The organism is Glutamicibacter sp. BW80 (assembly GCF_002332385.1).
Lineage (GTDB): Bacteria > Actinomycetota > Actinomycetes > Actinomycetales > Micrococcaceae > Glutamicibacter.
Window position 1 is genome coordinate 312,176 of sequence record NZ_NRGV01000030.1, and the last position, 20,173, is coordinate 332,348.

Here is a 20,173-nt window from a genome sequence, read left to right on the forward strand (position 1 = left end):
GCTAGGAGACGGCGTAGCTTGAGGCGAAGATATCGTCGCCGAGTTCACGGATTCTCAGCCCGGATAGCTGCGCGTTGGTGTCGCGGCCGAAAATGTTCACCCCGCCGCCGAGGAACACCGGCACCGTCACCACGGTGAGTTCGTCGAGCATTCCGGCCTCGATGAAGCCGCCGGCCAGATCCGCACCGCCAACGAGCCAGACATCCCCGGCGCCGGCGCTTTTGGCAATGTCGCGGCTCCAGAAGCTGATTTCACCGCGGATGAAGGTCAGGTCCGTGTCCGGCAACGAGGGAAGCTCGTGGTGGGTGAAGATCCACACCGGCTTCGCGCCGAATGGCCATTGCAGGCGCCCTTCGCCGATATCCCGCACGATCGTGTCGTAGGTTTTGCCGCCGATGACCACCGCGCCGATGCTGTCGAAGAACTCGCGGAGGTCGGCCTGGTAGCCGGGCAGCTCGGTGAACGGGCGTAGCCAATGCGTGTCGCCCGAATGATCGGCCACAAAGCCGTCGATGGAGGCACCCACGTAGTACTTGAAGCTAGTCATAGCTCCAGTCTAGGGGTGCCTCCATCGAAGGCAATATCTAGTTTTTGCCGCCCACCGGGCGTGCCGGATGCTCAGAGGCCCAAGATCGCTTCGCTCAGCTGCGGAACGATGAGCACCACGCCGAAGAGCACGATCAGCCCGCACAGGCCGAAGCACAGGTAGGCGCCGTACTTATTAGCCTGGGTATTGCTGTGTTCGTCGCGGGCCACCGCCAGCAGGCGAACGCCGAAGGAGTATGCGACCACGATGCACATGGCAGCTACCCAGCTGACCAGTGCGACGATGAGAAAAGCTGACCAGTCGATCATGAGATATCCGCTTCCTTGTCCATGGCTTCCTGCGCAAGCTTCTGGGCGGTCTTTGCTTCGGCCTTGGCGCGGGCGCGACGCTCCTTCTTCGAAAGGATATTGACCGCCGCTCCCGAATTATCGATGTCGGACATCGCGGTATCGTGCCCTACATGGTCCTTGCGGGACATGTACCAGAACAGCAGCAGCGTTCCCACGCCGACCACGGCGACGATCCCGACGCCGACCGGGCCGATGTGGGTCAGCGCCGCGGCGGCACCGCCAACGATGGCGGCCGCCGGAAGGGTGAACAGCCACCCCAGGGCAATACGGCCAGCGGTGCCCCAGCGGACTTCGGCGCCCTTGCGTCCCAGGCCGGAACCGATGACCGAGCCGGATGCCACCTGCGTGGTGGACAAGGCGAAGCCCAGGTGCGATGAGGTAAGAATCGCCGAGGCGGTCGAAACCTCGGCGGCGAAGCCCTGCGCGGGTTTCACATCGGTCAGCCCCGAACCCATGGTTCGGATAATGCGCCAGCCACCGGTGTAGGTACCCAAGGCAATGGCCACCGCACAGGTAGCAACGACCCAAAGGTGCGGACCTGTCCCGGCGCTCTGCATCCCCGAAGCGACCAGAGTCAGGGTGATAACACCCATGGTCTTCTGCGCGTCATTGGTGCCGTGCGCCAGCGCCACAAGCGAGGAAGAGAAGATCTGTCCGTAGCGGAAGCCGCCACGTTTAGGCGAGGCACCGTTCTGCCGCTTCGTGATCGAGTACGCAAGCTTCGTGCAGAGGTACGCGGAAATACCCGCAATCAGCGGGGCGCACAATGCCGGCAGAAGCACCTTGGAGAGCAGCACACCGTAGTCGATGGCGCCGAACCCGGCACCGACGATCGCGGCGCCAACCAGCCCGCCGAACAGTGCGTGGGAGGAGCTTGATGGCAGGCCGAGCATCCAGGTGAATACGTTCCAGATCACCGCGCCCATAAGTCCCGCGAAGATCATTTCCGGCATGATCTGCACGCCGGTCGTGGGATCTTCGTTGATAATGCCGCCAGAAATGGTCTTGGCTACCTCCGTAGAGAGGAACGCGCCGACGAGGTTCAAGACCGCAGCGAGAGCTACGGCCTTTTTTGGAGTGATTGCTCCGGTTGCGATTGGGGTGGCCATCGCATTGGCCGTGTCATGAAAACCATTGGTGAAGTCGAAAAACAACGCCAAGGCGATGACTAGGACGACGATTAGCGTCAAATCCATTGAATACCAGCCTGAGGGTCGAACGGCAAGGAAAAAGAACTTGGGCCGAGAGCTGCGAAATCCAGCGAAGATAATGGCGTGCGGGATTGGGCTCAAAGCGCAATTTCAATCTTATGCCCCTGAACAGATACGTCAATCCGGCCAGTCAACCTACAGAAGGCAAATTCCACATGAACTTTTGGTGTCCAAGTAGGCAATTACCGCGTTCATGCCGGATCGCCCATTTGCGGGCATAGAAAATGTGCGCCAAACCATAGGTGGCTTGACGCACATTCACGCGGCTCGCTGCGCCGCAGGCAATGGTGGGAGGTTATTTAACCTGATCGATCACGGTGTCCGCGACCTGCCGCATGCTCAGCCGACGGTCCATCGAGGTCTTCTGGATCCAGCGGAATGCTTCCGGTTCGGTCAACCCCATCTTGGTGATGAGCAGGGATTTGGCCCGGTCTACGAGCTTTCGAGTCTCGAACTGCTCGGCTAGGTTGCTGACCTCGGACTCCAGCGCACGCAGTTCGTCGTTGCGCGAAATCGCGATTTCAATCGCTGGGGTCAGATCGGCCGGGGTGAAGGGCTTGACCACGTAGGCCATGGCGCCGGCTTCGCGCGCCCGCTCCACCAGTTCCTTTTGGCTGAAGGCGGTGAGCAGCACGACGGGGGCGATGCGCTCCTTGACGATCGATTCGGCGGCGGTAATGCCGTCCATCACCGGCATCTTGACATCCATCAGCACCAGATCCGGCTTCAGCTCACGCGCCTTCTCCAGCGCGCTCTGGCCGTTGTCGACCTCGGCCACCACGTCATAGCCTTCGGAGCGCAGGATCTCAACGATATCCAGGCGGATCAGCGTCTCATCTTCGGCTACGAGCACGCGTCGCGCCGCGGAGGGCGCTTCGGAAGGGATTTTGGTAATTTCTGGTAGCTCGCTCATAGGGCGCCTTCCTTAGTGGTCTGCGTACCTGCCTCGTTAGCCGGCAGAATTCAAGATGTATTTCGCGGCGAGCCGCGCTGCTCCCGTTTCGTATCTAAGCCTACTTGCATGTACTCTTATTAGGGCGATGACGCGAGGTTATCGATTAGGAAATCTACGAAACCTCTAGTAAACTCGTCAATGTGCTCGCCCAAGTGGCGGAATCGGTAGACGCGCCGCACTCAAAATGCGGTATCGAAAGATGTGTGGGTTCGAGTCCCACCTTGGGCACATCATGAATGTCGTCGGGGAAAGTGAGAGCTTTCTCCGACGACATTTTTCGTTTAACTATTCACCCAACTGTGATGCATCTCGCAGCGAAGAAAAATTGGCTCCGAACGCGAATGAGCCTGCCCGCAGGGTCGATGACACGACCTTGCGGGCAGGCTCATTTTTGTTGGCTAAAAGCTACGGCTTAGAGATCCTTGGGCGTCGAAACGTTCGCAGGATCCCATGGCCCGACAACTTCGCGCGTCGGCATTGGCTTGCCGTCGACCAGCTGACCGGCATCGGCCAGGTCTCCGACCTTATGCACGCGCAGCGAATTGGTCGATCCTGCTTGGCCCGGAGGGGAACCGGCAGCGATGCAGACCAGATCGTTGATCTGGGCCAGGCCTTCGCTGAGCAGCTGCTCATCGACCTGTGCGGTCATCTTGTCGGTGTGATCCGCATAGGCCACCAGGCGTGCTTGCACTCCCCACATCAAAGTCATGATGTTGTAGGTCTGCTGCAGCGGGGTGAAGGCCAGCACCGGGCGCTTCGGGCGCAGGCGGGAAAGACGTCGAGCGGAGTCACCGGACTGGGTGAAGGCGACGATGTATTTCGCGTCGAGCTGATCGGCGATCTCCACGGCGGCACGGGTAATGGCTCCGCCTCGGGTCTTCGGCTGCGAGCCGAGACGTGGAATGCGATCCAGGCCGTGCTGCTCGGTGGAGGAAATAATGCGCGACATGGTTTCCACGGTCTCCACCGGGTAGGCGCCCACCGAGGTCTCCCCCGAAAGCATCACCGCGTCGGCGCCGTCGAGCACCGCGTTGGCGCAGTCCGAAGCCTCGGCACGGGTTGGGGTCGGCGATTCGATCATCGATTCGAGCACCTGGGTGGCGACGATGACCGGCTTGGCCCAGCGGCGCGCGAGCTCCACCGCACGCTTCTGCACGACCGGAACCTCTTCCAGCGGCAATTCCACGCCCAGGTCGCCACGGGCAACCATGATCGCGTCGAAAGCGTTGATGATTTCTTCCAGCGCGGCGACTGCCTGAGGCTTTTCGATCTTGGCGATCACCGGCAGGCGGCGGCCTTCCTCGTCCATGATTTCGTGCACACGCTCGATATCGCTGGCATTGCGCACGAAGGACAACGCAATCATGTCGACGCCGGCACGAATGGCCCAGCGCAGATCGTCCTCGTCCTTTTCGCTCAGCGCAGGCACATTGACCGCAACGCCGGGCAGGTTGATGCCCTTGTTATTGGAGACCTCGCCCCCGACCACAACCTCGGAGCGCACCGCGGTGTCGGTGACCTCGATGGCTTTGAGCTTCACCTTGCCGTCGTTGATCAGCAGGAAGTCCCCGGGCTTCACATCGGTTGGCAAGCCCTTGAAGGTGGTCGAGCACAGGTTGCGCGTACCCTGGATGTCCTCGATGGTAATGGTGAATTCTTCGCCGACTTCCAAGATGTACTTGGCGTCGTCCTTAAAACGTCCCAGTCGGATCTTCGGTCCCTGCAGATCGGCGAAAATGCCGACCGCGCGCCCCACCTCGGTCGCCGCGTTGCGGACGTTTGCCAAGGATTGAGCATGCATGGAGTAGTCTCCATGGCTCATGTTCAGTCGGGCGACGTCTACGCCCGCTTGAAGTACCGCTACGGTGTTTTCATAGCTCGCTAGGGCCGGGCCCCATGTTGCCACAATTTTTGCGCGTCTCATACCGTCAGCCAAATGCCTTTCATGTTTGCATAGGCAAAATGCGGCGAACCCGTTCGGGTTCGCCGCATCAAAGCTTATGCCACTCAAATGATGCTGATGGCTCTATCTGTTGGAGCAACTGGTGCAGGAAGGTTCGTCGTTTCCATCAGGAACTTATCGACTCCGGCGGCGCAAGCGCGGCCTTCGGCGATAGCCCAGACGATCAGCGACTGCCCCCGACCGGCATCTCCGGCGGCGAACACCGATTCGGAGTTCGTCATGTAGTAGCCATCTCGGGCGACGTTGCCCCGGTTGTCGAATTCGATGCCGAGCTGCTCATCGAGCCCGGAAGGTTCCGGACCGGTGAAGCCTAGAGCCAGGAGAACCAGATCCGCTTTGATAACGCGTTCGGTTCCAGGCTTCGGCAGGCGCTTGCCAGCAACGAATTCTGTCTCTGCAACTGTAACACCGATCACCTTATTCTGCTCGGTTCCCGCGCCGGAAACGAAGTTCACGGTCGAGGCGAGATAGCTGCGTTCGCCACCCTCCTCATGCGAGGACTGCACCTCGAAGAGCAGCGGCATCGTCGGCCACGGCTGGGCGTCGGCGCGTTCGGTCGGCGGCTTCTGCCCGATGGCCAAGGTGGTCACCGAGGCGGCTCCCTGGCGCAGTGCGGTGCCGATGCAGTCCGATCCGGTGTCGCCGCCGCCGAGCACGATCACGTGCTTGCCCTTCGCATCGATGCGCGCAGCGTCCAGCGTTCCGGCCACCACGCGGTTGTTCTCGGTGAGGAACTCCATGGCGTGGTGCACCCCATCCAGGTCGTGGCCTTCAATGGGAAGCTCACGCGGGATGGTGGCGCCGGTGGCGACAATCACCGCGTCATAATCGCGACGCAATTGATCCCAGCTGATCTCCTTGCCGATCTCGATGCCGGTGCGGAAGATCGTGCCCTCCTCACGCATCTGGGCCAGCCGGCGGTCGATGACCTGCTTCTCCAGCTTGAAGTCCGGGATGCCGAAGCGCAGCAGGCCGCCGATCTGCTCATCGCGCTCGTAGACCGCCACGGTGTGGCCCACCCGGGTCAGCTGCTGGGCGGCAGCCAGTCCGGCCGGACCGGAACCGACGATGGCCACGCGCTTCTCGGTGTGGCGCGCCGGTGGCTGCGCGACGAAGTCCCCGGCGTCCATCAGGTGCTCGGCCAGCTCGGCCTCGACCTGCTTGATGGTGACCGCGGGCTGGTTGATGCTCAGCACGCACGCCGCCTCGCAGGGGGCCGGGCACAGCTTTCCGGTCAGTTCCGGGAAGTTGTTGGTGCTCAGCAGCCGGGCCGCGGCATCGTCCATCCGCCCGCGATAGGTCAGGTCGTTGAACTCCGGGATCAGGTTGCCCAGCGGGCAGCCCTGGTGGCAGAACGGGATGCCGCAGTCCATGCAGCGCGAGGCCTGCTGCTGCAGCGTGCCGGCCTGCTGGCGCTCAAGGACCTCCTTGTAGTCCATCAGGCGCACCGGCACCGGGCGCTTGGGTTGGGTGACGCGTTCGGTCACCTTCAAGAATCCGCGTGGATCAGCCACGGGTCACCTCCAAAATCTTGTCCCATACCTGCGGCGAATCCGGATTCTCTCCGGCGGCCGCCGCTTCGGCACGGATATTTTCAACCGCGGCGAAATCGCGCGGGATGATGCTGGTCAAGCGCTGGCGCGTCTGCTCCCAATCCAGGATCAGGCGCTGCGCCTGCGGCGAGGCGGTCAGCGCGATGTGCTCGGTGAGCAGCGCGTGGATCGCCTGCGCCTCGGCCTCGTCGATTCCGCGGACCAGCAGATCGCCGGCCGCGGCGGCCAGCGGATTCAGGTTCCTCTCCTCGAAGTCCAGCACCCAGGCCATGCCGCCGGACATCCCGGCACCGAAGTTGCGTCCGGTGGCGCCGAGGATCAGCACCCGGCCGCCGGTCATGTATTCGCAGCCGTGTTCGCCGATGCCTTCGGTGACGATCGTGGCGCCCGAGTTGCGCACCGCGAACCGTTCCCCGACCATGCCGTTGATGAACATCTCGCCGCTGGTCGCGCCGTAGCCAACCACATTTCCGGCGATCACTTGGTCCTGCGGGCTGGACAGGGTGGTGCGCGGCGGGTGGATAGCGATCCGTCCGCCGGAGAGCCCCTTGCCGACGTAGTCGTTCGCGTCGCCGGAGAGCCCGAGGGTGATGCCGGCGGGCAGGAAGGCGCCCAGGGACTGGCCCGCGCGCCCGGCCAGGTTCACCCGGATGGTGTCCGCGGCCAGTTCTTCGAGCCCGAAGGTCTTGGTCACGTGGTGGCCGAGCAGCGTGCCCACCGAACGGTCGGTGTTCACGATGTCCGCGTCGATCACCACCGGGATCCGGTCCGCCAGGGTCTGCGCGGCGGCGGCCAAGAGCCGCTGGTCCAGATGCTTGTCAAGACCGTGGTCCTGGCCGATCCGGCGGCGGCGTGCGGTGAGTTCCACGTCGGGCACGTGGGTGATCGCGCCCAGGGCCAGGGACTGGACCTTGTCGTGGGCGCCGTCCTGCGCGCCGCTGAGCAGCTCCACCCGGCCGATGACCTCCTCCAGGGTGCGCGCACCCAGGCTGGCGAGCAGTTCGCGGACCTCTTGCGCGATGAACTCGAAGAAGTTCACCACGAATTCGGCCTTGCCGCTGAAGCGTTCGCGCAGCGCGGGGTTCTGCGTGGCCACGCCCACCGGGCAGGTGTCCAGGTGGCACACGCGCATCATGATGCAGCCCGAAACCACCAGCGGGGCGGTGGCGAAGCCGAATTCCTCGGCGCCGAGCAGCGCGCCGATGAGCACGTCGCGCCCGGTTTTCAGCTGGCCGTCCACCTGCACGGTGACGCGGTCGCGCAACCCGTTGAGGATCAGCGTCTGCTGCGCCTCGGCCAGGCCGATCTCCCACGGGGTACCCGCATGCTTGAGCGAATTCATCGGCGAAGCGCCGGTGCCGCCATCGTGCCCGGAGATCAGCACGACGTCGGCCTTCGCCTTGGCCACGCCGGCCGCGACGGTGCCGATGCCGGACTCGGAGACCAGCTTCACATGCACGCGCGCCGCCGGATTGGAGCACTTCGCGTCGTGGATCAGCTGGGCCAGGTCCTCGATCGAGTAGATGTCGTGGTGCGGCGGCGGGGAAATGAGTCCCACGCCCGGGGTGGAGTGCCGGGTCTTGGCGATCCACGGGTAGAGCTTCTGGCTCATCAGCTGGCCGCCCTCGCCGGGCTTCGCTCCCTGGGCCATCTTGATCTGGATGTCGTCCGCGTTGGTCAGGTACAGGCTGGTCACCCCGAAGCGGCCCGAGGCGATCTGCTTCACGGCGCTGCGGCGCACCGGATCGAGCAGCCGCTCGGGATCCTCGCCGCCCTCGCCGGTGTTGGACTTGCCGCCCAGCCGGTTCATCGCGATGGCCAGGGTCTCGTGCGCCTCGGCGGAGATCGAGCCGTAGCTCATCGCCCCGGTGGCGAAGCGCTTGACAATCGAGCTGACCGGCTCCACCTCGTCGATGGGGATCGGGGTGATGGACTCGGTGTTGAACTTCAGCAGCCCGCGCAGGGTTTTCAGCTCGGAGGCCTGGTCGTCGACGGCCTTGGTGTACTCCTTGAACACGTCGTAGCGGCGGGTCCGGGTGGAGTGCTGCAGGCGGAACACGGTCTGCGGGTCGAACAGGTGCGGCGGTCCTTCGCGGCGCCACTGGTATTCCCCGCCCACCTCCAGCTCGTTGGGCTGGCTCGCCCCGGAGTGCTCCGGGTAGGCGCGAGAATGGCGGGCCGCGGCCTCGGCGGCGACAACGTCCAGCTCGATGCCCGAGAGCTTGGTGGTGGTGCCGGTGAAGTACTGGTCGACCACGCGCTGGGAGAGCCCCACGGCCTCGAAGGTCTGCGCCCCGCAGTAGGAGGACACCGTGGAGATGCCCATCTTGCTCATGATTTTCAGCACCCCCTTGCCCAGGGACTTGATCAGGTTCGCGGCGGCGGCCTGCCCGGTGATGCCCGGCAGCGAGCCTTCCTCGGCCAGCTGCTCGACGCTTTCCAGCGCGAGGTACGGGTTGATGGCGCTGGCGCCGTAGCCGATGAGCAGCGCGATGTGGTGGACCTCGCGGGCGTCGCCGGACTCGATGATCAGCGACACGCGGGTGCGGGTCGAGCTCTTGAGCAGGTGGTGGTGCACCGCGGAGGTCAGCAGCAGGGATGGGATCGGAGCCCAGGCCGCGGAGGAATCGCGGTCCGAGAGCACGATGTAGCGCACCCCGCGGTTCACCGCCGCGGAGACCTTTTCGCAGATTTCCTGCAGCCGGGCGCGCAGTTCGGACTCGCCGCCGGCCGGGCGGTAGAGCCCGCGGACCTTCAGCGAGTACTTGGCACCCGACGCGTCGCGCAGGTTCACGATCTTCGCGACCTGGTCGTTGGTCAGCACCGGGTAGTCCAGATCGATCTGGGTCTGCGCCACGCGGTCCAGGGAGAGCAGGTTGCCGTCGGGTCCGATGGAGGTGCGCATCGAGGTGACCAGCTCCTCGCGGATCGCATCCAGCGGCGGGTTGGTGACCTGGGCGAAGGACTGCGTGAAGTAGTCGAAGAGCAGCCGCGGGCGCTGCGAGATCGCGGCGATCGGGCTGTCGGTGCCCATGGCGCCCAGCGGCTCGGCGCCGGTGGTGGCCATCGGGGCCAGCAGCATGCGCAGCTCCTCGGCGGTGTAGCCGAAGGTCAGCTGGCGCTGCAGCACGGAGGCCGAATTATGGCGCACATGCTCCAGGTCCGGGAAGTCCTCCAGGGACTTGATATTCGTCCCGACCCATTCGCGCCACGGCTTCGCGGCGGCGACCTCGGCCTTGATCTCGGCGTCATCCACGATGCGTCCGGCATTCAGGTCCAGGGCGAACATCTTGCCCGGGGCCACGCGGCCCTTGGAGACGATATGCTCCTCGGCGATGTCGATGACGCCGACCTCGCTGGCGAGCACCACCAGGTCATCGTCGGTGACCCACCAGCGCGCCGGGCGCAGCCCGTTGCGGTCCAGCACCGCGCCGGCCAGCTGGCCGTCGGTGAAGCAGACCGCCGCTGGGCCGTCCCACGGTTCGATGAGCATCGAGTGGTACTGGTAGAAGGCGCGCAGGTCGGCATCCATCTGGGTGTCGTTTTCCCAGGGCTGCGGGATCATCATCATGATCGCCTCGGTGACCTTGCGCCCCGAGAGCATCAGCATCTCGGCGACCTCGTCGAAGCTCGCGGAGTCCGAGGCGCCGGGGGTGCAGATCGGGAAGAGCTCCTCGGGCACCTCGCCGAGCAGCTTGGATTCCAGGGTCGACTGGCGGGCGCGCATCCAGTTGCGGTTGCCCTTGACGGTGTTGATTTCGCCGTTGTGCGCGATGGTGCGGAAGGGCTGGGCCAGCGGCCACGACGGGAAGGTGTTCGTGGAGAAGCGCGAGTGCACGATGGCGCAGCGGCTGGTGAAGCGCTCGTCGGACAGATCCGGGAAGAACGGCTCGAGCTGCGCGGTGGAGACCATGCCCTTGTAGACGATGGACTGCGCGGAGAAGGAGGCGAAGTAGACGCCGATCTTATTGTGCGCGCGGCGGCGGATGCGCCAGGCCGCCGCGTCCAGGGCCCGGGAGTCGAGCTCGCCGGAGGCCGCGCTGGAGGCGACGAAGAATTGGGTGATATGCGGCATGACCGCACGGGCGGAGGCGCCGAGCACTTCCGGATTCACCGGGACGGTGCGCCAGCCGAGCACGGTCAGCGACTCTTCGGCGGCGAGCTCTTCGAGTTCGGCCTTGGCGAACTCCAGCTCGTTCTGCGCCGCGGGCAGGAAGCCCATGCCGACCGCGTAGCGCCCGGGGGCGGGCAGCTCGAATTCGGTGACGGCGCGCAGGAAGGCATCGGGCAGGTGCAGCAGGATGCCCGCTCCGTCGCCGGTCCCCTCGTCGGCGCCGATGGCCCCGCGGTGTTCCAAGCGGCGCAGCGCGGTCAGCGCGTGGCTGACGATCTCATGAGTTGGGTGGTTCTTCAGCGATGCAATCATCGCCAGTCCGCAGGCGTCCTTTTCGGCGCTCGGGTCGTATAGACCCTGCGCCGGCGGAATTGCCGCGAATCGGGTATAGGGCGAGGGGGCGGCCTCGCCAAATCCGGGCGAGGCGTTCAACTGGACTCCGGTCATGCTCATGAGCGTGCCTTTCGTGGTTCATGCGGCGGAAAAAGGCGAACCGGCTCCCACCTTGGGGATTCTCGAAGGTGCGTCAGCCACCGGTCGCCTTAACCTCGTGGCCAGCTGCGCCGCCGGCGGGGTATGGCCGAGCGGGTGCGCTGCTTCGAAGGTTGAAGGATCCACCGCGTTGTGGTTCCTGCGCCTCGCCCGGGTCATGGGGTGTGGACTCCCGGAGAGGTGCGTAGATTCACCTTACGCCCCCTATGTTTCCCGCTTTCGCGCGGTTTTGTTTCGAAAATGTTAAAACGGTCACGCGCAGCGCCAGCTAAAAAGCAGGTTTATTCGTGGCGGCGCTGGCCGTTTCCATGGTTTCGTCCGGGGTTGTGCCGATTTTAAATGTTTCGCGCAGATTGCGTACCGCCCGCCCAAGGGGCAAAAAAGTCCTGCGTTAACGCCGAAACGGGGACCGAAAAAACACGCGCTGGTGTTTTTCGATCCCCGTTTCAGGTGCGGATGCAGCTCCGCGATCAGCCCGGCGGGTGCTCGTCGTCCTTCGTGATCTGCTGCTCTGAGTTGCTCTGCGACGTGCCGTTCGACGGAGCGTCGGTGCCCGCCGCCGCGGCGCGGGCCGCCGGCTCGCGCCCGGGCAGGAAGAGCGAATCCTTGCCTTCGCCACGCAGCTTCGCCAGCACGTAGGCCAGCGCCAGGGAGCCGAAGACGACCAGGGCGATGGCCAGCCACTGGTGGATGCGCAGGGACAGCGGGCCGATGCTGATGATCTCCGCCGCGTCCAGGCGCAGCGACTCGGTGAAGGTCCGGCCGATGCCGTACCAAATCACATAGCAGCAGAACAACGCTGTGCGGCGCAGCGCGAACTTCTTATCCAAGGCCAGCAGCACCACCACGCCCAGCAGGTTCCACAGCGACTCATAGAGGAAGGTCGGGTGGAAGAGCGTCTCGGCGGGCAGCGAGGCCGGGAAATTGTAGTGCTCCGGGTCGATCTCAAGTCCCCAGGGCAGGGTGGTCGGCGCGCCGAAGAGCTCCTGGTTGAACCAGTTGCCCCAGCGGCCCACGGCTTGGGCCAGCAGCACGCCGGGGGCGACGGCGTCGATGAAGGCCGAGAGCCGCACCCCGGTCCGCCGGCAGCCGATCCAGGCGCCGACGATGCCCAGCGAGACCGCACCCATAATGCCCAGTCCGCCCAGCCACAGCTGCGGGATCTCGGCGAAGTGCGATTGCTGCCCGCCGAGCCCGAAGTAGTACATCGGGTCGGTGATCAGCACATGGTAGAGCCGGCCGCCGACGATGCCGAAAGGGATCGCCCAGATGACGATGTCCCAGAGCATGTCCGAGTCGCCGCCACGGGCACGCATGCGCCGCCCGGTGAGCCACAGCGCCAGTACGATGCCCAGCAAAATGCACAGCGCGTAGGCGTGGATGGTCAGCGGGCCCAGGGAGAGCTTGGAAAATTCCTCGGGCGGAGACGGGATGGAGACCGGGAGCATGCCTAGGCCCGTCCGCTCAGCTCCGCGGCGAGGCGGCCCACGGCGGGCACTCCCCCGTCACGCAGCGCGGCGACCAGCGCGGTGCCCACGATGACCCCGTCGGCGTAGCCGCCGATCTCGGTGACGTGTTCGCGGCGCGAAACGCCGAGTCCGACGCAGGCGTTCGCGGCGCCGGCGGCATGGGCGGCGTCCACCACTGCCTGCGCGGCGGAGGAAACCTCGCTGCGCGCACCGGTGACACCCATCAGCGAAACGCAGTAGACGAACCCGGAGGAGGCCGCGACGGTTTGCTTCACGCGCGCCTCGGTGGAGCTCGGTGCGATCAGGAACACCCGTTCCAGGTCGTACTTCTCGCTTGCGGCCTGCCATTCGGCGGCCTCATCGGGCACCAGGTCCGGGGTGATCAGCCCGGCCCCGCCGGCCTCGGCGAAGCGCCGGGCGAACTCGTCCACGCCCAGGCGCAGCACCGGGTTCCAGTAGGTCATCACCATCACCGCGGCGTCGGTGCGTTCGGTGATTCCGCGCACGATGTCGAAGATCTGCGCGACGCGGAAGCCATTGGCCAGCGCGTGGTTGGTCGCTTCCTGGATGACCAGCCCGTCCATCACCGGGTCCGAGTAGGGGATGCCCATCTCGATGACATCCACCCCGTTTTCGGCCAGCGCGACGGCCGCCTCGATGCTGGTTTCCACGTCCGGGAAGCCCGCGGGCAGGTAGCCGATCAGCGCCGGGCGGCCTTCGGCACGCGCCGCGGCGATCTTTTCTGCACTAGTGACACGCGACATTTACTTGCCCTCCGGGGTGTTCTCGGCGGCCTCGGAATCGAGCATGCCGAACCATTGCGCGGCGGTGGACACGTCTTTGTCCCCACGGCCGGACAGGTTTGCGATGATGATGGTTTCCTCGGGGACCGCGCCCGCTGCGAGCTTGCGCGCAGCCAGGCGGATGGTTCCGGCCAGCGCGTGCGCGGATTCGATCGCCGGCAGGATGCCCTCGGTGCGGCACAGGATCTTGAACGCATCCATGGCCTCGGTGTCGGTGACCGGTTCGTAGCGCACGCGGCCGATGTCGGCCAGGTAGGCGTGCTCCGGGCCGACGCCCGGGTAGTCCAGGCCCGCGGAGATCGAGTGCGACTCGATGGTCTGCCCATCGTCGTCCTGCATCAGGTAGCTCTTCGCCCCGTGCAGCACCCCGGGCTTGCCCAGCGTGATGGTCGCCGCGTGGCGGTCGGTGTCCACGCCGTCGCCGCCGGCCTCGAAACCGTAGAGCTCCACCTCCTTGTCGTCCAGGAAGCCGTGGAAGATGCCGATGGCGTTCGATCCGCCGCCGATGCACGCGGTGACCGCATCGGGCAGGCGCCCGGCCTGCGCGATGATCTGCTCGCGGGCTTCCTCGCCGATGACCTCATGGAAGTAGCGCACCATGGCAGGGAACGGTGCCCCGCCGGCGGCGGTGCCCAGCAGGTAGTGCGTATTGCCCACGTTGGCGACCCAGTCGCGCAGCGCCTCGTTGATCGCGTCCTTCAGGGTCTGGGAGCCGACGGTCACCGGGATCACCGTGGCGCCGAGCAGCTGCATGCGCGCGACGTTCAGCGCCTGCCGGCGGGTGTCTTCGGCGCCCATGTAGACTACGCATTCCAGGCCCATCAGGGCCGCGGCGGTGGCCGAGGCGACGCCGTGCTGGCCGGCTCCGGTCTCCGCGATGATGCGGGTCTTGCCCATGCGCTTGGCCAGCAGCGCCTGGCCGAGCACGTTGTTGATCTTGTGGCTGCCGGTGTGGTTCAGGTCCTCGCGCTTGAGGAACACGCGCACCCCGCCGCAGGCTTCGGTGGAGAAGCGCTTCGCCTCGGTCAGCAGCGAGGGGCGGCCCGAGTAGCTGCGGTTCAGCTCCTTGACCTCTTCGATGAACGCCGGGTCGGCCTTGGCCGCCTCGAAAGTCTCGTTCAGCTCGTCCATGGCCGCCATAAGCGATTCGGGCATCCAGCGTCCACCGTACTGCCCAAAGTACGGTCCGCTGGCATGTTTCAGCGAGTCATCCGATGCGTTCATCGATTCCCTCTTCTCTTGAATTTTTTAGCGGTGCCCGGCCAGGAAGCAGACCCTGGCCGGGCACCGAAGATCTGGGTCCGGTTCGCCTAGCGCGCCGGCTTGGCTGCGGTACCCGCCGCGATGAACTCCGCGACGGTGGCTTGCGGGTCGGCGTGCTTGACCAGCGCCTCTCCGACGAGGATCGCGTCCGCCCCGGCCGCAGCGTAGATTTCCACCTGTTCGGCCGATTCGACACCCGACTCGGCAATGAGCACCGCGTCGCTTGGCAGCAACGGGGCCAACGCGCCGAAGGTAGCCACGTCCACCTCGAGGGTCTTCAGGTTGCGCACGTTCACTCCGATGATCTTCGCCCCGGCCTTCACGGCCCGCGCGATTTCTTCCTCGGTGTGCGTCTCCACCAGCGCGTTCATTCCCAGCTTGTGGGTCAATTCTAGGAAAGCGGAGAGCGTTTGATCATCCAGCGCCGCAACAATGAGCAATACGAGGTCCGCGCCGTGCGCCCGGGCCTCATAGATCTGGTACTCGTCGACGGTGAAATCCTTGCGCAGCAGCGGAATCGAGACCGCCTCGCGGACCGCGTCCAAATCGGCCAGCGAACCGCCGAAGCGCCGCTGTTCGGTGAGCACGGAGATCACCGAGGCGCCGCCGGCGGCGTACTCAGCGGCGAGCACCGCAGGTTCGGGGATCTGCGCCAGCGCGCCCTTGGACGGGGACTTGCGCTTCACCTCGGAGATCACCCGCAGCGTGGTGTCGCGCGCGGCGGAACCGGCCTGGCCGCCGAGGGCCGCGAAGCCATCGCGAGCCTCCGGCATGGCGGCCGCGGCGGCCTTGACCTGCGCGAGGCTGGTGATGGCGCGACGGGCGCCCAGGTCTTCCCGGACGCCCGCGATGATGTCATCAAGAACAGTCAATTTAGTGTGCTGCTCCGCTGCGCGAACCGCCCACGCCGAAGCCGGCCTTCTTCATGATCCAGCCGACGATCAGGCCGAGCACCATAATGCCCGCGCCCGCGTAGACGATGGCCGCGTTGTGGAACGCGAAGGCGACGCCGCCGACGATCGAACCGACGATCATGGTGCCGACGCAGGCCCAGGCTGCGATCGAGTTGCCGTGGCCGATTTCTTCGTTGTAGACCGGGTCGATCTCGGTGTTCTGCGACATTGCTGGATGTCTCCCTTTTGCTCTTCAGGTTGCGCGCCGCCCCGGCGGACCGGTCGGCGCGATGGACTTCGCTTACTATTCTGCCACTTGGACTTGATGATGGCCTATTCCACGGCGCTTCGTTGCGTCCCGGTGGGCCGAATCACCTATTGCTGGCCGCTGGTGGGATCCTCACCCTTGGAGAGCTGCTCCCAGTCGGAGATCCCGCGCGATTGCGCGTCCTTGGCCGCGGGGGCCACGGAGACCTCCCGGTCGTACTTCGAGTTCTTCTTCCACCCGCCGCAATAGATCAGCACCAAAATTCCCTGCAGCACGATGATCGCCCCGGCCACCACGGTCAGCGAAGGCCAGAGCGAAACGGTGTACTGCCCGGCGCCGCTGGTCAGCCCGGTGGCCTCGGCCACCGCGCCGGCGGCCGCCGCCTGCGGGTTGGTGACCGCATTGACTCCGGCGGCGATCACCGCGATGCCGGCCAGGAGGGTGATCAGCCCGATCAGGTAGCGGGCGATCTTCCCGGCGATCAGCAGCGCAAGCGCCCCGGCGAGCACCGCCACGCAGAGCGCGGTGACCGAGGCGGCGGCGGTGGACCCGTCGACGATGATCTCCGGGACCTGCACGGTGCCGGATTCGACCTGGACCACCACCCAGGTGCGGGTGGCAGTCCACAGCCCGGCCAGGGCCCCGAGGATGCCGAGCAGTGCGGTATTGCGGGCGGTGAGATGTTTTTTCACTTGGTTCCACCAGTTTCGGTATTGGCTGGGCGCATCGAGCCGGCGGCCCACACCGCGCGCAGCGGGGCGGCGGCCTTGTTGACGGTTTCCAGGGCTTCGTCGGCGAAATTCGAATCGTTCACGATGCCGCCGCCAGCCTGGACGTAGGCGCGGTGATCCTTGAGCAGCGCGGAGCGGATCGCGATGGCCATGTCCATGTCCCCGGCGAAGTCCAGGTAGCCCACCACGCCGCCGTACACCCCGCGGCGGTAGGGCTCGTACTCATCGAGCAGCTGCAGCGCCCGGGGTTTGGGCGCCCCGGAGAGCGTGCCGGCCGGGAAGGTGGAGGCGAGCACATCGTAGGCGTCGACGTCCTCCCGGGCCTTGCCGACCACGTTGGAGACCAGGTGCATGATGTGGCTGAAGCGCTCCACCTCCATGAACTGGGTGACCTCCACGGTGCCGGCCTGGCACACGCGGGAGAGGTCGTTGCGCGAGAGGTCCACCAGCATCAGGTGCTCGGCGCGTTCCTTCTCGTCGGCCAGCAGCGACTTCTCGTGCAGCTGGTCTTCCTCGTAGTTCGCCCCGCGCGGGCGGGATCCGGCGATCGGGTGGGTGACCACATGCGCGTCGTTGACCGTGACCAGCGCCTCCGGGGAGGAGCCGACGATCTGGAAGGGTTCGCCGTCCTCGTTCTCGAAGTTGAACAGGTACATGTAGGGGCTCGGGTTGGTCGCGCGCAGCACCCGGTAGACGTCCAGCGCGTCCGCCTTGGTCTCCAGCTCGAAGCGGCGCGAGACGACGATCTGGAACACCTCGCCGTCGACGATGGCCACCTTCGCCTTCGCCAGCGCCTCCAAATACTCGTTTTCGGCCCAGGAGTGGCTGACCGCTTCCATCAGCGTTTCGCGCGGCACGTCGGTGCCCTGCAGGGTGATGGCCGTGGAGTCCAGCGGGGTGCCGAGCTGGTCGAGCATCTTCTGCAGCCGCGCCACCGCGGCATCGTAGGCCGCCTCGGCGTGCTCTTCGCGGCCATCGAAGTTGATCGCATTGGCGATCAGCGTCACGGTGCCCTCGGTGGCGTCATGCGCGGCCATGTCGGCGACCAGGTTCATGCTCAGTTCGGGGATGTTCAGGTCATCAACCGGCGGATTGGGCAGGCGCTCCCAGTGGCGCACGCACTCCCAGCCGATGAAGCCGACCATGCCGCCGGTCAGCGGCGGCATGCCCGGGACCGGTTCGGTATGCAGCGCGCGCACGGTGTCGCGCAGGACGTCCACGCTCACCCCGCCGGTGGGCAGCCCCTCGGGTACATGCCCCTGCCAGTAGGCCTCTCCGCCGCGGGTGCTCAGCGTCGCGGGCGAGTTCACCCCCACGAACGAGTACCGGCTCCACACCCCGCCGGGGGCGGCGGACTCCATCAGGAAGGTGCCGGGCCGTCCACCGGCCAGCGAGCGGTACAAGCCGATCGGGGTCAGCGAATCGGCGAGCACCGAGATGGTGACCGGAATGACGCGGCGGTTGGGTGCCATGGCCAAAAAGGCCTCGCGGGAAGGGGAAATCTTGCCTAGGGTTTTCATTCAGCTTCTTTTCAAACGCGTAAACTTTGCGGACGCCCGATGCTTGCCGGGGCGCTCGTGGGCTGCAAGCCCGGACTATTCGGGGCGGTGGCCGACGGTGGCGGGCAGCTGGCGGTCGGTAAAGCAGGACTCGGTGCCGGTATGGCAGGCGGCTCCCACCTGGTCGACCATCAGCAGCAACGCGTCGCCGTCGCAGTCCAGGGCGGCGGACTTCAGGTACTGCCCATGCCCCGAGGTATCTCCCTTGCGCCAGTATTCCTGGCGCGAGCGTGAGTAGAACGTGACTCGCCCGGTGGACAGCGTGCGGCGCAGCGCTTCGTCGTCCATCCAGCCGAGCATGAGCACCAGCCCGGTGTCATGCTGCTGCACGATCGCGGCGAATAACCCGTTCGCATCGCGCTTCAAGCGCTGCGCGATCTGCGGGTCGAGGTTTTCTGGTTCGGGGCTCGGATTCGAGCCGCTCTGAGAAGTAGACATCCCCTTTAGCATACTGGGTCTCCCGCGTTCAGCTCCCGAGCGTGACGCACCGCTTAGAGCCAATCGCAACCGCTTGGCGACACCCGCGGATGATTACGCCCATCAATCGCCGACCCGTGCTAGTTTCAGAGGTGATGCACCTAGTACAAGCTTCCAGATTGGCGTTGGCCGAGACCCTGCTAGCAGCGGGCCCCAGCGCCGACACTCTGTGCGCCGGTTGGCAGACCCGCCACCTCGCCGCGCACTTAGTCCTCCGCGAAAATTCTCTGCTCAGCGCCGGCGTCGTGCTGAAGCCGCTCGCCACGAAACTCGATGTGCGCCTGCAAGAACTCGCCGAGGACGCGCAAACCCCCGAACGGTATGCGGCCCTGGTGCGCCGTTTCCGTGCCGGGCCCAAGGGCTACTCCCCCTTTTCCTTCGAAAAGCTGGACAAGGCGCTGAACCTCAACGAATTCTTCATCCACACCGAAGACGTGCGCCGTGCGCGCACCCAGTGGGCTCCCCGGGTACTGGACAAGGAGTACACGGAGCTGCTGTGGCAATCGCTCATCAAGACCTCGCGCTTGTTCTTCCGCAAGGCGCCCGTGGGCATCATCCTGTGCCGTCCGGATGGGCAACGCCACGTAGCGAAGAAGGCTCCCAACGCCGTATCCATCAACGGCCCGGTCACCGAGCTGATGATGTACGCCTCCGGACGCACCGATGAATCCCTGGTGACCTTCGAGGCCGGTCAAAGCGCGCTGCAGATTATCCGCGGCTACCATCCCTCGATCTAGCGCTCGTCACTAATTCCTGGCTCGGCCTGACGGCCTCGAGTTATCCACACATTTCACGCATGCTCTCCCAATAACTGCGCGAGGGGTCTAGGATATCGCTCAAACGCGATCCTCGACATGCTCGGAGAGTTCACATGAACACTCGGAAAATTGCAGTGGCACAATCTGTCGTTTTGGCTTGTGCATTGACGGTTACGGCCTGCGCGGGTGGCGCCTCCCCGCCGGACCCCTCAGAGTCATCTAGCCCGGTGGTGCAAGAATCGAAAACCACCACGCCAAGCCCGTCCCCGGCGAAGCCGGAATACGAGCCGGCAACCGCAAAAGGGCCCGCGAAAAATGTTCCGAAGCCGCAGATGCCCGAGCTGGCCAAAAAGCAAAATGAAGAAGGCGCCATTGCCTTCGTCAAGTACTACTTCGACTTAGTTAATTATTCTCTCGAAACTCATACTGTCGACGACATAACCAAAATAACGATGCGTAGCTGCAAGGTCTGTGGCGACAACCTAATCGATCCAGTTAGTAGTCGAGCAAAGCTCAAGTACTGGCAGGTCGGCGGTCAGTACGATGCAGATGTTGAAAGCGTCAAGAAAACGAGCAGTACCGAAGCCATCCTGTCTTTTTCAGCAACAGCCGAGAAGACAGAGATTTATTCAGCACCCAGCGAGCTTGTCGCGCGTGGCACTGCCTCAGAAGAACCGATAACGGGGATCACAGTTCTTCGTTGGGACGATGGGTGGAAAATGTTCGATTTGAAATTCTCGGAATAAGACATGCAACACCATATATTG

Annotated in this window: 17 protein-coding genes and 1 tRNA gene; 3 read left to right on the forward strand and 15 right to left on the reverse strand. The window is 64.9% G+C overall.

Annotation, left to right across the window (positions count from 1 at the left end; all coding sequences use genetic code 11):
- Position 1 precedes the first annotated feature (1 nt).
- From CIK76_RS08125 to CIK76_RS08140, 4 genes are all read right to left on the reverse strand, one after another.
- Positions 2-547, reverse strand: a complete 546-nt coding sequence (locus CIK76_RS08125) for a dihydrofolate reductase family protein (protein ID WP_096285224.1) — start codon at positions 545-547, stop codon at positions 2-4.
- 71 nt (positions 548-618) lie between these two features.
- Positions 619-855, reverse strand: a complete 237-nt coding sequence (locus tag CIK76_RS08130) for a hypothetical protein (RefSeq protein ID WP_096285226.1) — start codon at positions 853-855, stop codon at positions 619-621.
- Positions 852-2,093, reverse strand: coding sequence for an inorganic phosphate transporter (locus CIK76_RS08135; protein WP_096285228.1), 1,242 nt, complete (start codon positions 2,091-2,093; stop codon positions 852-854). Before CIK76_RS08135 ends, CIK76_RS08130 begins: the two co-directional genes overlap by 4 nt.
- Before the next feature lie 310 nt (positions 2,094-2,403).
- A complete protein-coding gene (locus tag CIK76_RS08140; protein WP_096285230.1) occupies positions 2,404-3,021 on the reverse strand; it encodes a response regulator in 618 nt (205 codons plus the stop codon).
- A 188-nt stretch (positions 3,022-3,209) separates the two neighbouring features.
- On the opposite strand from CIK76_RS08140, the gene CIK76_RS08145 reads away from it, so the two are divergent.
- A tRNA-Leu gene (locus CIK76_RS08145) sits at positions 3,210-3,291 on the forward strand.
- A 184-nt stretch (positions 3,292-3,475) separates the two neighbouring features.
- Here CIK76_RS08145 and pyk read toward each other — a convergent pair.
- The 11 genes from pyk to hisI all read right to left on the reverse strand — a co-directional run bounded on the left by pyk (position 3,476) and on the right by hisI (position 18,609).
- Positions 3,476-4,987, reverse strand: coding sequence for a pyruvate kinase (gene pyk / locus CIK76_RS08150; protein ID WP_096285232.1), 1,512 nt, complete (start codon positions 4,985-4,987; stop codon positions 3,476-3,478).
- A gap of 83 nt (positions 4,988-5,070) precedes the next feature.
- Entirely contained in the window at positions 5,071-6,540 is a 1,470-nt protein-coding gene (locus tag CIK76_RS08155) for a glutamate synthase subunit beta (RefSeq protein ID WP_096285234.1), read from the reverse strand.
- The gene (gltB, locus tag CIK76_RS08160; RefSeq protein WP_096285313.1) at positions 6,533-11,140 is read right to left on the reverse strand and encodes a glutamate synthase large subunit; all 4,608 of its coding nucleotides are present in this window, start codon (positions 11,138-11,140) and stop codon (positions 6,533-6,535) included. The genes CIK76_RS08155 and gltB overlap by 8 nt, the downstream gene beginning before the upstream one ends.
- Before the next feature lie 515 nt (positions 11,141-11,655).
- Positions 11,656-12,633, reverse strand: coding sequence for a prolipoprotein diacylglyceryl transferase (lgt, locus tag CIK76_RS08165; RefSeq protein ID WP_096285236.1), 978 nt, complete (start codon positions 12,631-12,633; stop codon positions 11,656-11,658).
- Between the two features lie 2 nt (positions 12,634-12,635).
- Positions 12,636-13,418: a tryptophan synthase subunit alpha gene (trpA, locus tag CIK76_RS08170; RefSeq protein ID WP_096285238.1), complete on the reverse strand. Its 783-nt coding sequence runs from the start codon at positions 13,416-13,418 to the stop codon at positions 12,636-12,638.
- Positions 13,419-14,681, reverse strand: coding sequence for a tryptophan synthase subunit beta (gene trpB / locus CIK76_RS08175; RefSeq protein ID WP_096285240.1), 1,263 nt, complete (start codon positions 14,679-14,681; stop codon positions 13,419-13,421).
- An 86-nt stretch (positions 14,682-14,767) separates the two neighbouring features.
- Positions 14,768-15,592, reverse strand: coding sequence for an indole-3-glycerol phosphate synthase TrpC (gene trpC, locus CIK76_RS08180; protein ID WP_096285242.1), 825 nt, complete (start codon positions 15,590-15,592; stop codon positions 14,768-14,770).
- Position 15,593: 1 nt separating this feature from the next.
- Positions 15,594-15,842 carry an HGxxPAAW family protein gene (locus tag CIK76_RS08185; RefSeq protein WP_096285244.1) on the reverse strand — a complete coding sequence of 83 codons (249 nt, stop codon included), beginning with the start codon at positions 15,840-15,842 and terminating at the stop codon, positions 15,594-15,596.
- A 146-nt stretch (positions 15,843-15,988) separates the two neighbouring features.
- The gene (locus CIK76_RS08190; protein ID WP_176484134.1) at positions 15,989-16,573 is read right to left on the reverse strand and encodes a Trp biosynthesis-associated membrane protein; all 585 of its coding nucleotides are present in this window, start codon (positions 16,571-16,573) and stop codon (positions 15,989-15,991) included.
- Positions 16,570-18,132, reverse strand: coding sequence for an anthranilate synthase component I (locus CIK76_RS08195; protein WP_096285249.1), 1,563 nt, complete (start codon positions 18,130-18,132; stop codon positions 16,570-16,572). The genes CIK76_RS08190 and CIK76_RS08195 overlap by 4 nt, the downstream gene beginning before the upstream one ends.
- 75 nt (positions 18,133-18,207) lie before the next feature.
- Positions 18,208-18,609: a phosphoribosyl-AMP cyclohydrolase gene (hisI, locus tag CIK76_RS08200; RefSeq protein ID WP_096285251.1), complete on the reverse strand. Its 402-nt coding sequence runs from the start codon at positions 18,607-18,609 to the stop codon at positions 18,208-18,210.
- A 134-nt stretch (positions 18,610-18,743) separates the two neighbouring features.
- Between hisI and CIK76_RS08205 the strand changes: the two genes are divergently transcribed.
- Together CIK76_RS08205 and CIK76_RS08210 are read left to right on the forward strand one after the other, a co-directional pair.
- Positions 18,744-19,385, forward strand: coding sequence for a TIGR03085 family metal-binding protein (locus CIK76_RS08205; protein ID WP_096285315.1), 642 nt, complete (start codon positions 18,744-18,746; stop codon positions 19,383-19,385).
- 134 nt (positions 19,386-19,519) lie between these two features.
- Positions 19,520-20,152 carry a DUF6318 family protein gene (locus tag CIK76_RS08210; RefSeq protein WP_141393508.1) on the forward strand — a complete coding sequence of 211 codons (633 nt, stop codon included), beginning with the start codon at positions 19,520-19,522 and terminating at the stop codon, positions 20,150-20,152.
- Positions 20,153-20,173 lie beyond the last annotated feature (21 nt).

What these genes read in the sequence shown, in the direction of transcription:
- CIK76_RS08125 (WP_096285224.1), bottom strand. Translation starts at nt 547, where the DNA reads ATGACTAGCTTCAAGTACTACGTGGGTGCCTCCATCGACGGCTTTGTG.
- CIK76_RS08130 (WP_096285226.1), bottom strand. Translation starts at nt 855, where the DNA reads ATGATCGACTGGTCAGCTTTTCTCATCGTCGCACTGGTCAGCTGGGTA.
- CIK76_RS08135 (WP_096285228.1), bottom strand. Translation starts at nt 2,093, where the DNA reads ATGGATTTGACGCTAATCGTCGTCCTAGTCATCGCCTTGGCGTTGTTT.
- CIK76_RS08140 (WP_096285230.1), bottom strand. Translation starts at nt 3,021, where the DNA reads ATGAGCGAGCTACCAGAAATTACCAAAATCCCTTCCGAAGCGCCCTCC.
- pyk (WP_096285232.1), bottom strand. Translation starts at nt 4,987, where the DNA reads ATGAGACGCGCAAAAATTGTGGCAACATGGGGCCCGGCCCTAGCGAGC.
- gltB (WP_096285313.1), bottom strand. Translation starts at nt 11,140, where the DNA reads ATGACCGGAGTCCAGTTGAACGCCTCGCCCGGATTTGGCGAGGCCGCC.
- lgt (WP_096285236.1), bottom strand. Translation starts at nt 12,633, where the DNA reads ATGCTCCCGGTCTCCATCCCGTCTCCGCCCGAGGAATTTTCCAAGCTC.
- trpA (WP_096285238.1), bottom strand. Translation starts at nt 13,418, where the DNA reads ATGTCGCGTGTCACTAGTGCAGAAAAGATCGCCGCGGCGCGTGCCGAA.
- trpB (WP_096285240.1), bottom strand. Translation starts at nt 14,681, where the DNA reads ATGAACGCATCGGATGACTCGCTGAAACATGCCAGCGGACCGTACTTT.
- CIK76_RS08185 (WP_096285244.1), bottom strand. Translation starts at nt 15,842, where the DNA reads ATGTCGCAGAACACCGAGATCGACCCGGTCTACAACGAAGAAATCGGC.
- CIK76_RS08195 (WP_096285249.1), bottom strand. Translation starts at nt 18,132, where the DNA reads ATGAAAACCCTAGGCAAGATTTCCCCTTCCCGCGAGGCCTTTTTGGCC.
- hisI (WP_096285251.1), bottom strand. Translation starts at nt 18,609, where the DNA reads ATGTCTACTTCTCAGAGCGGCTCGAATCCGAGCCCCGAACCAGAAAAC.
- CIK76_RS08205 (WP_096285315.1), top strand. Translation starts at nt 18,744, where the DNA reads ATGCACCTAGTACAAGCTTCCAGATTGGCGTTGGCCGAGACCCTGCTA.
- CIK76_RS08210 (WP_141393508.1), top strand. Translation starts at nt 19,520, where the DNA reads ATGAACACTCGGAAAATTGCAGTGGCACAATCTGTCGTTTTGGCTTGT.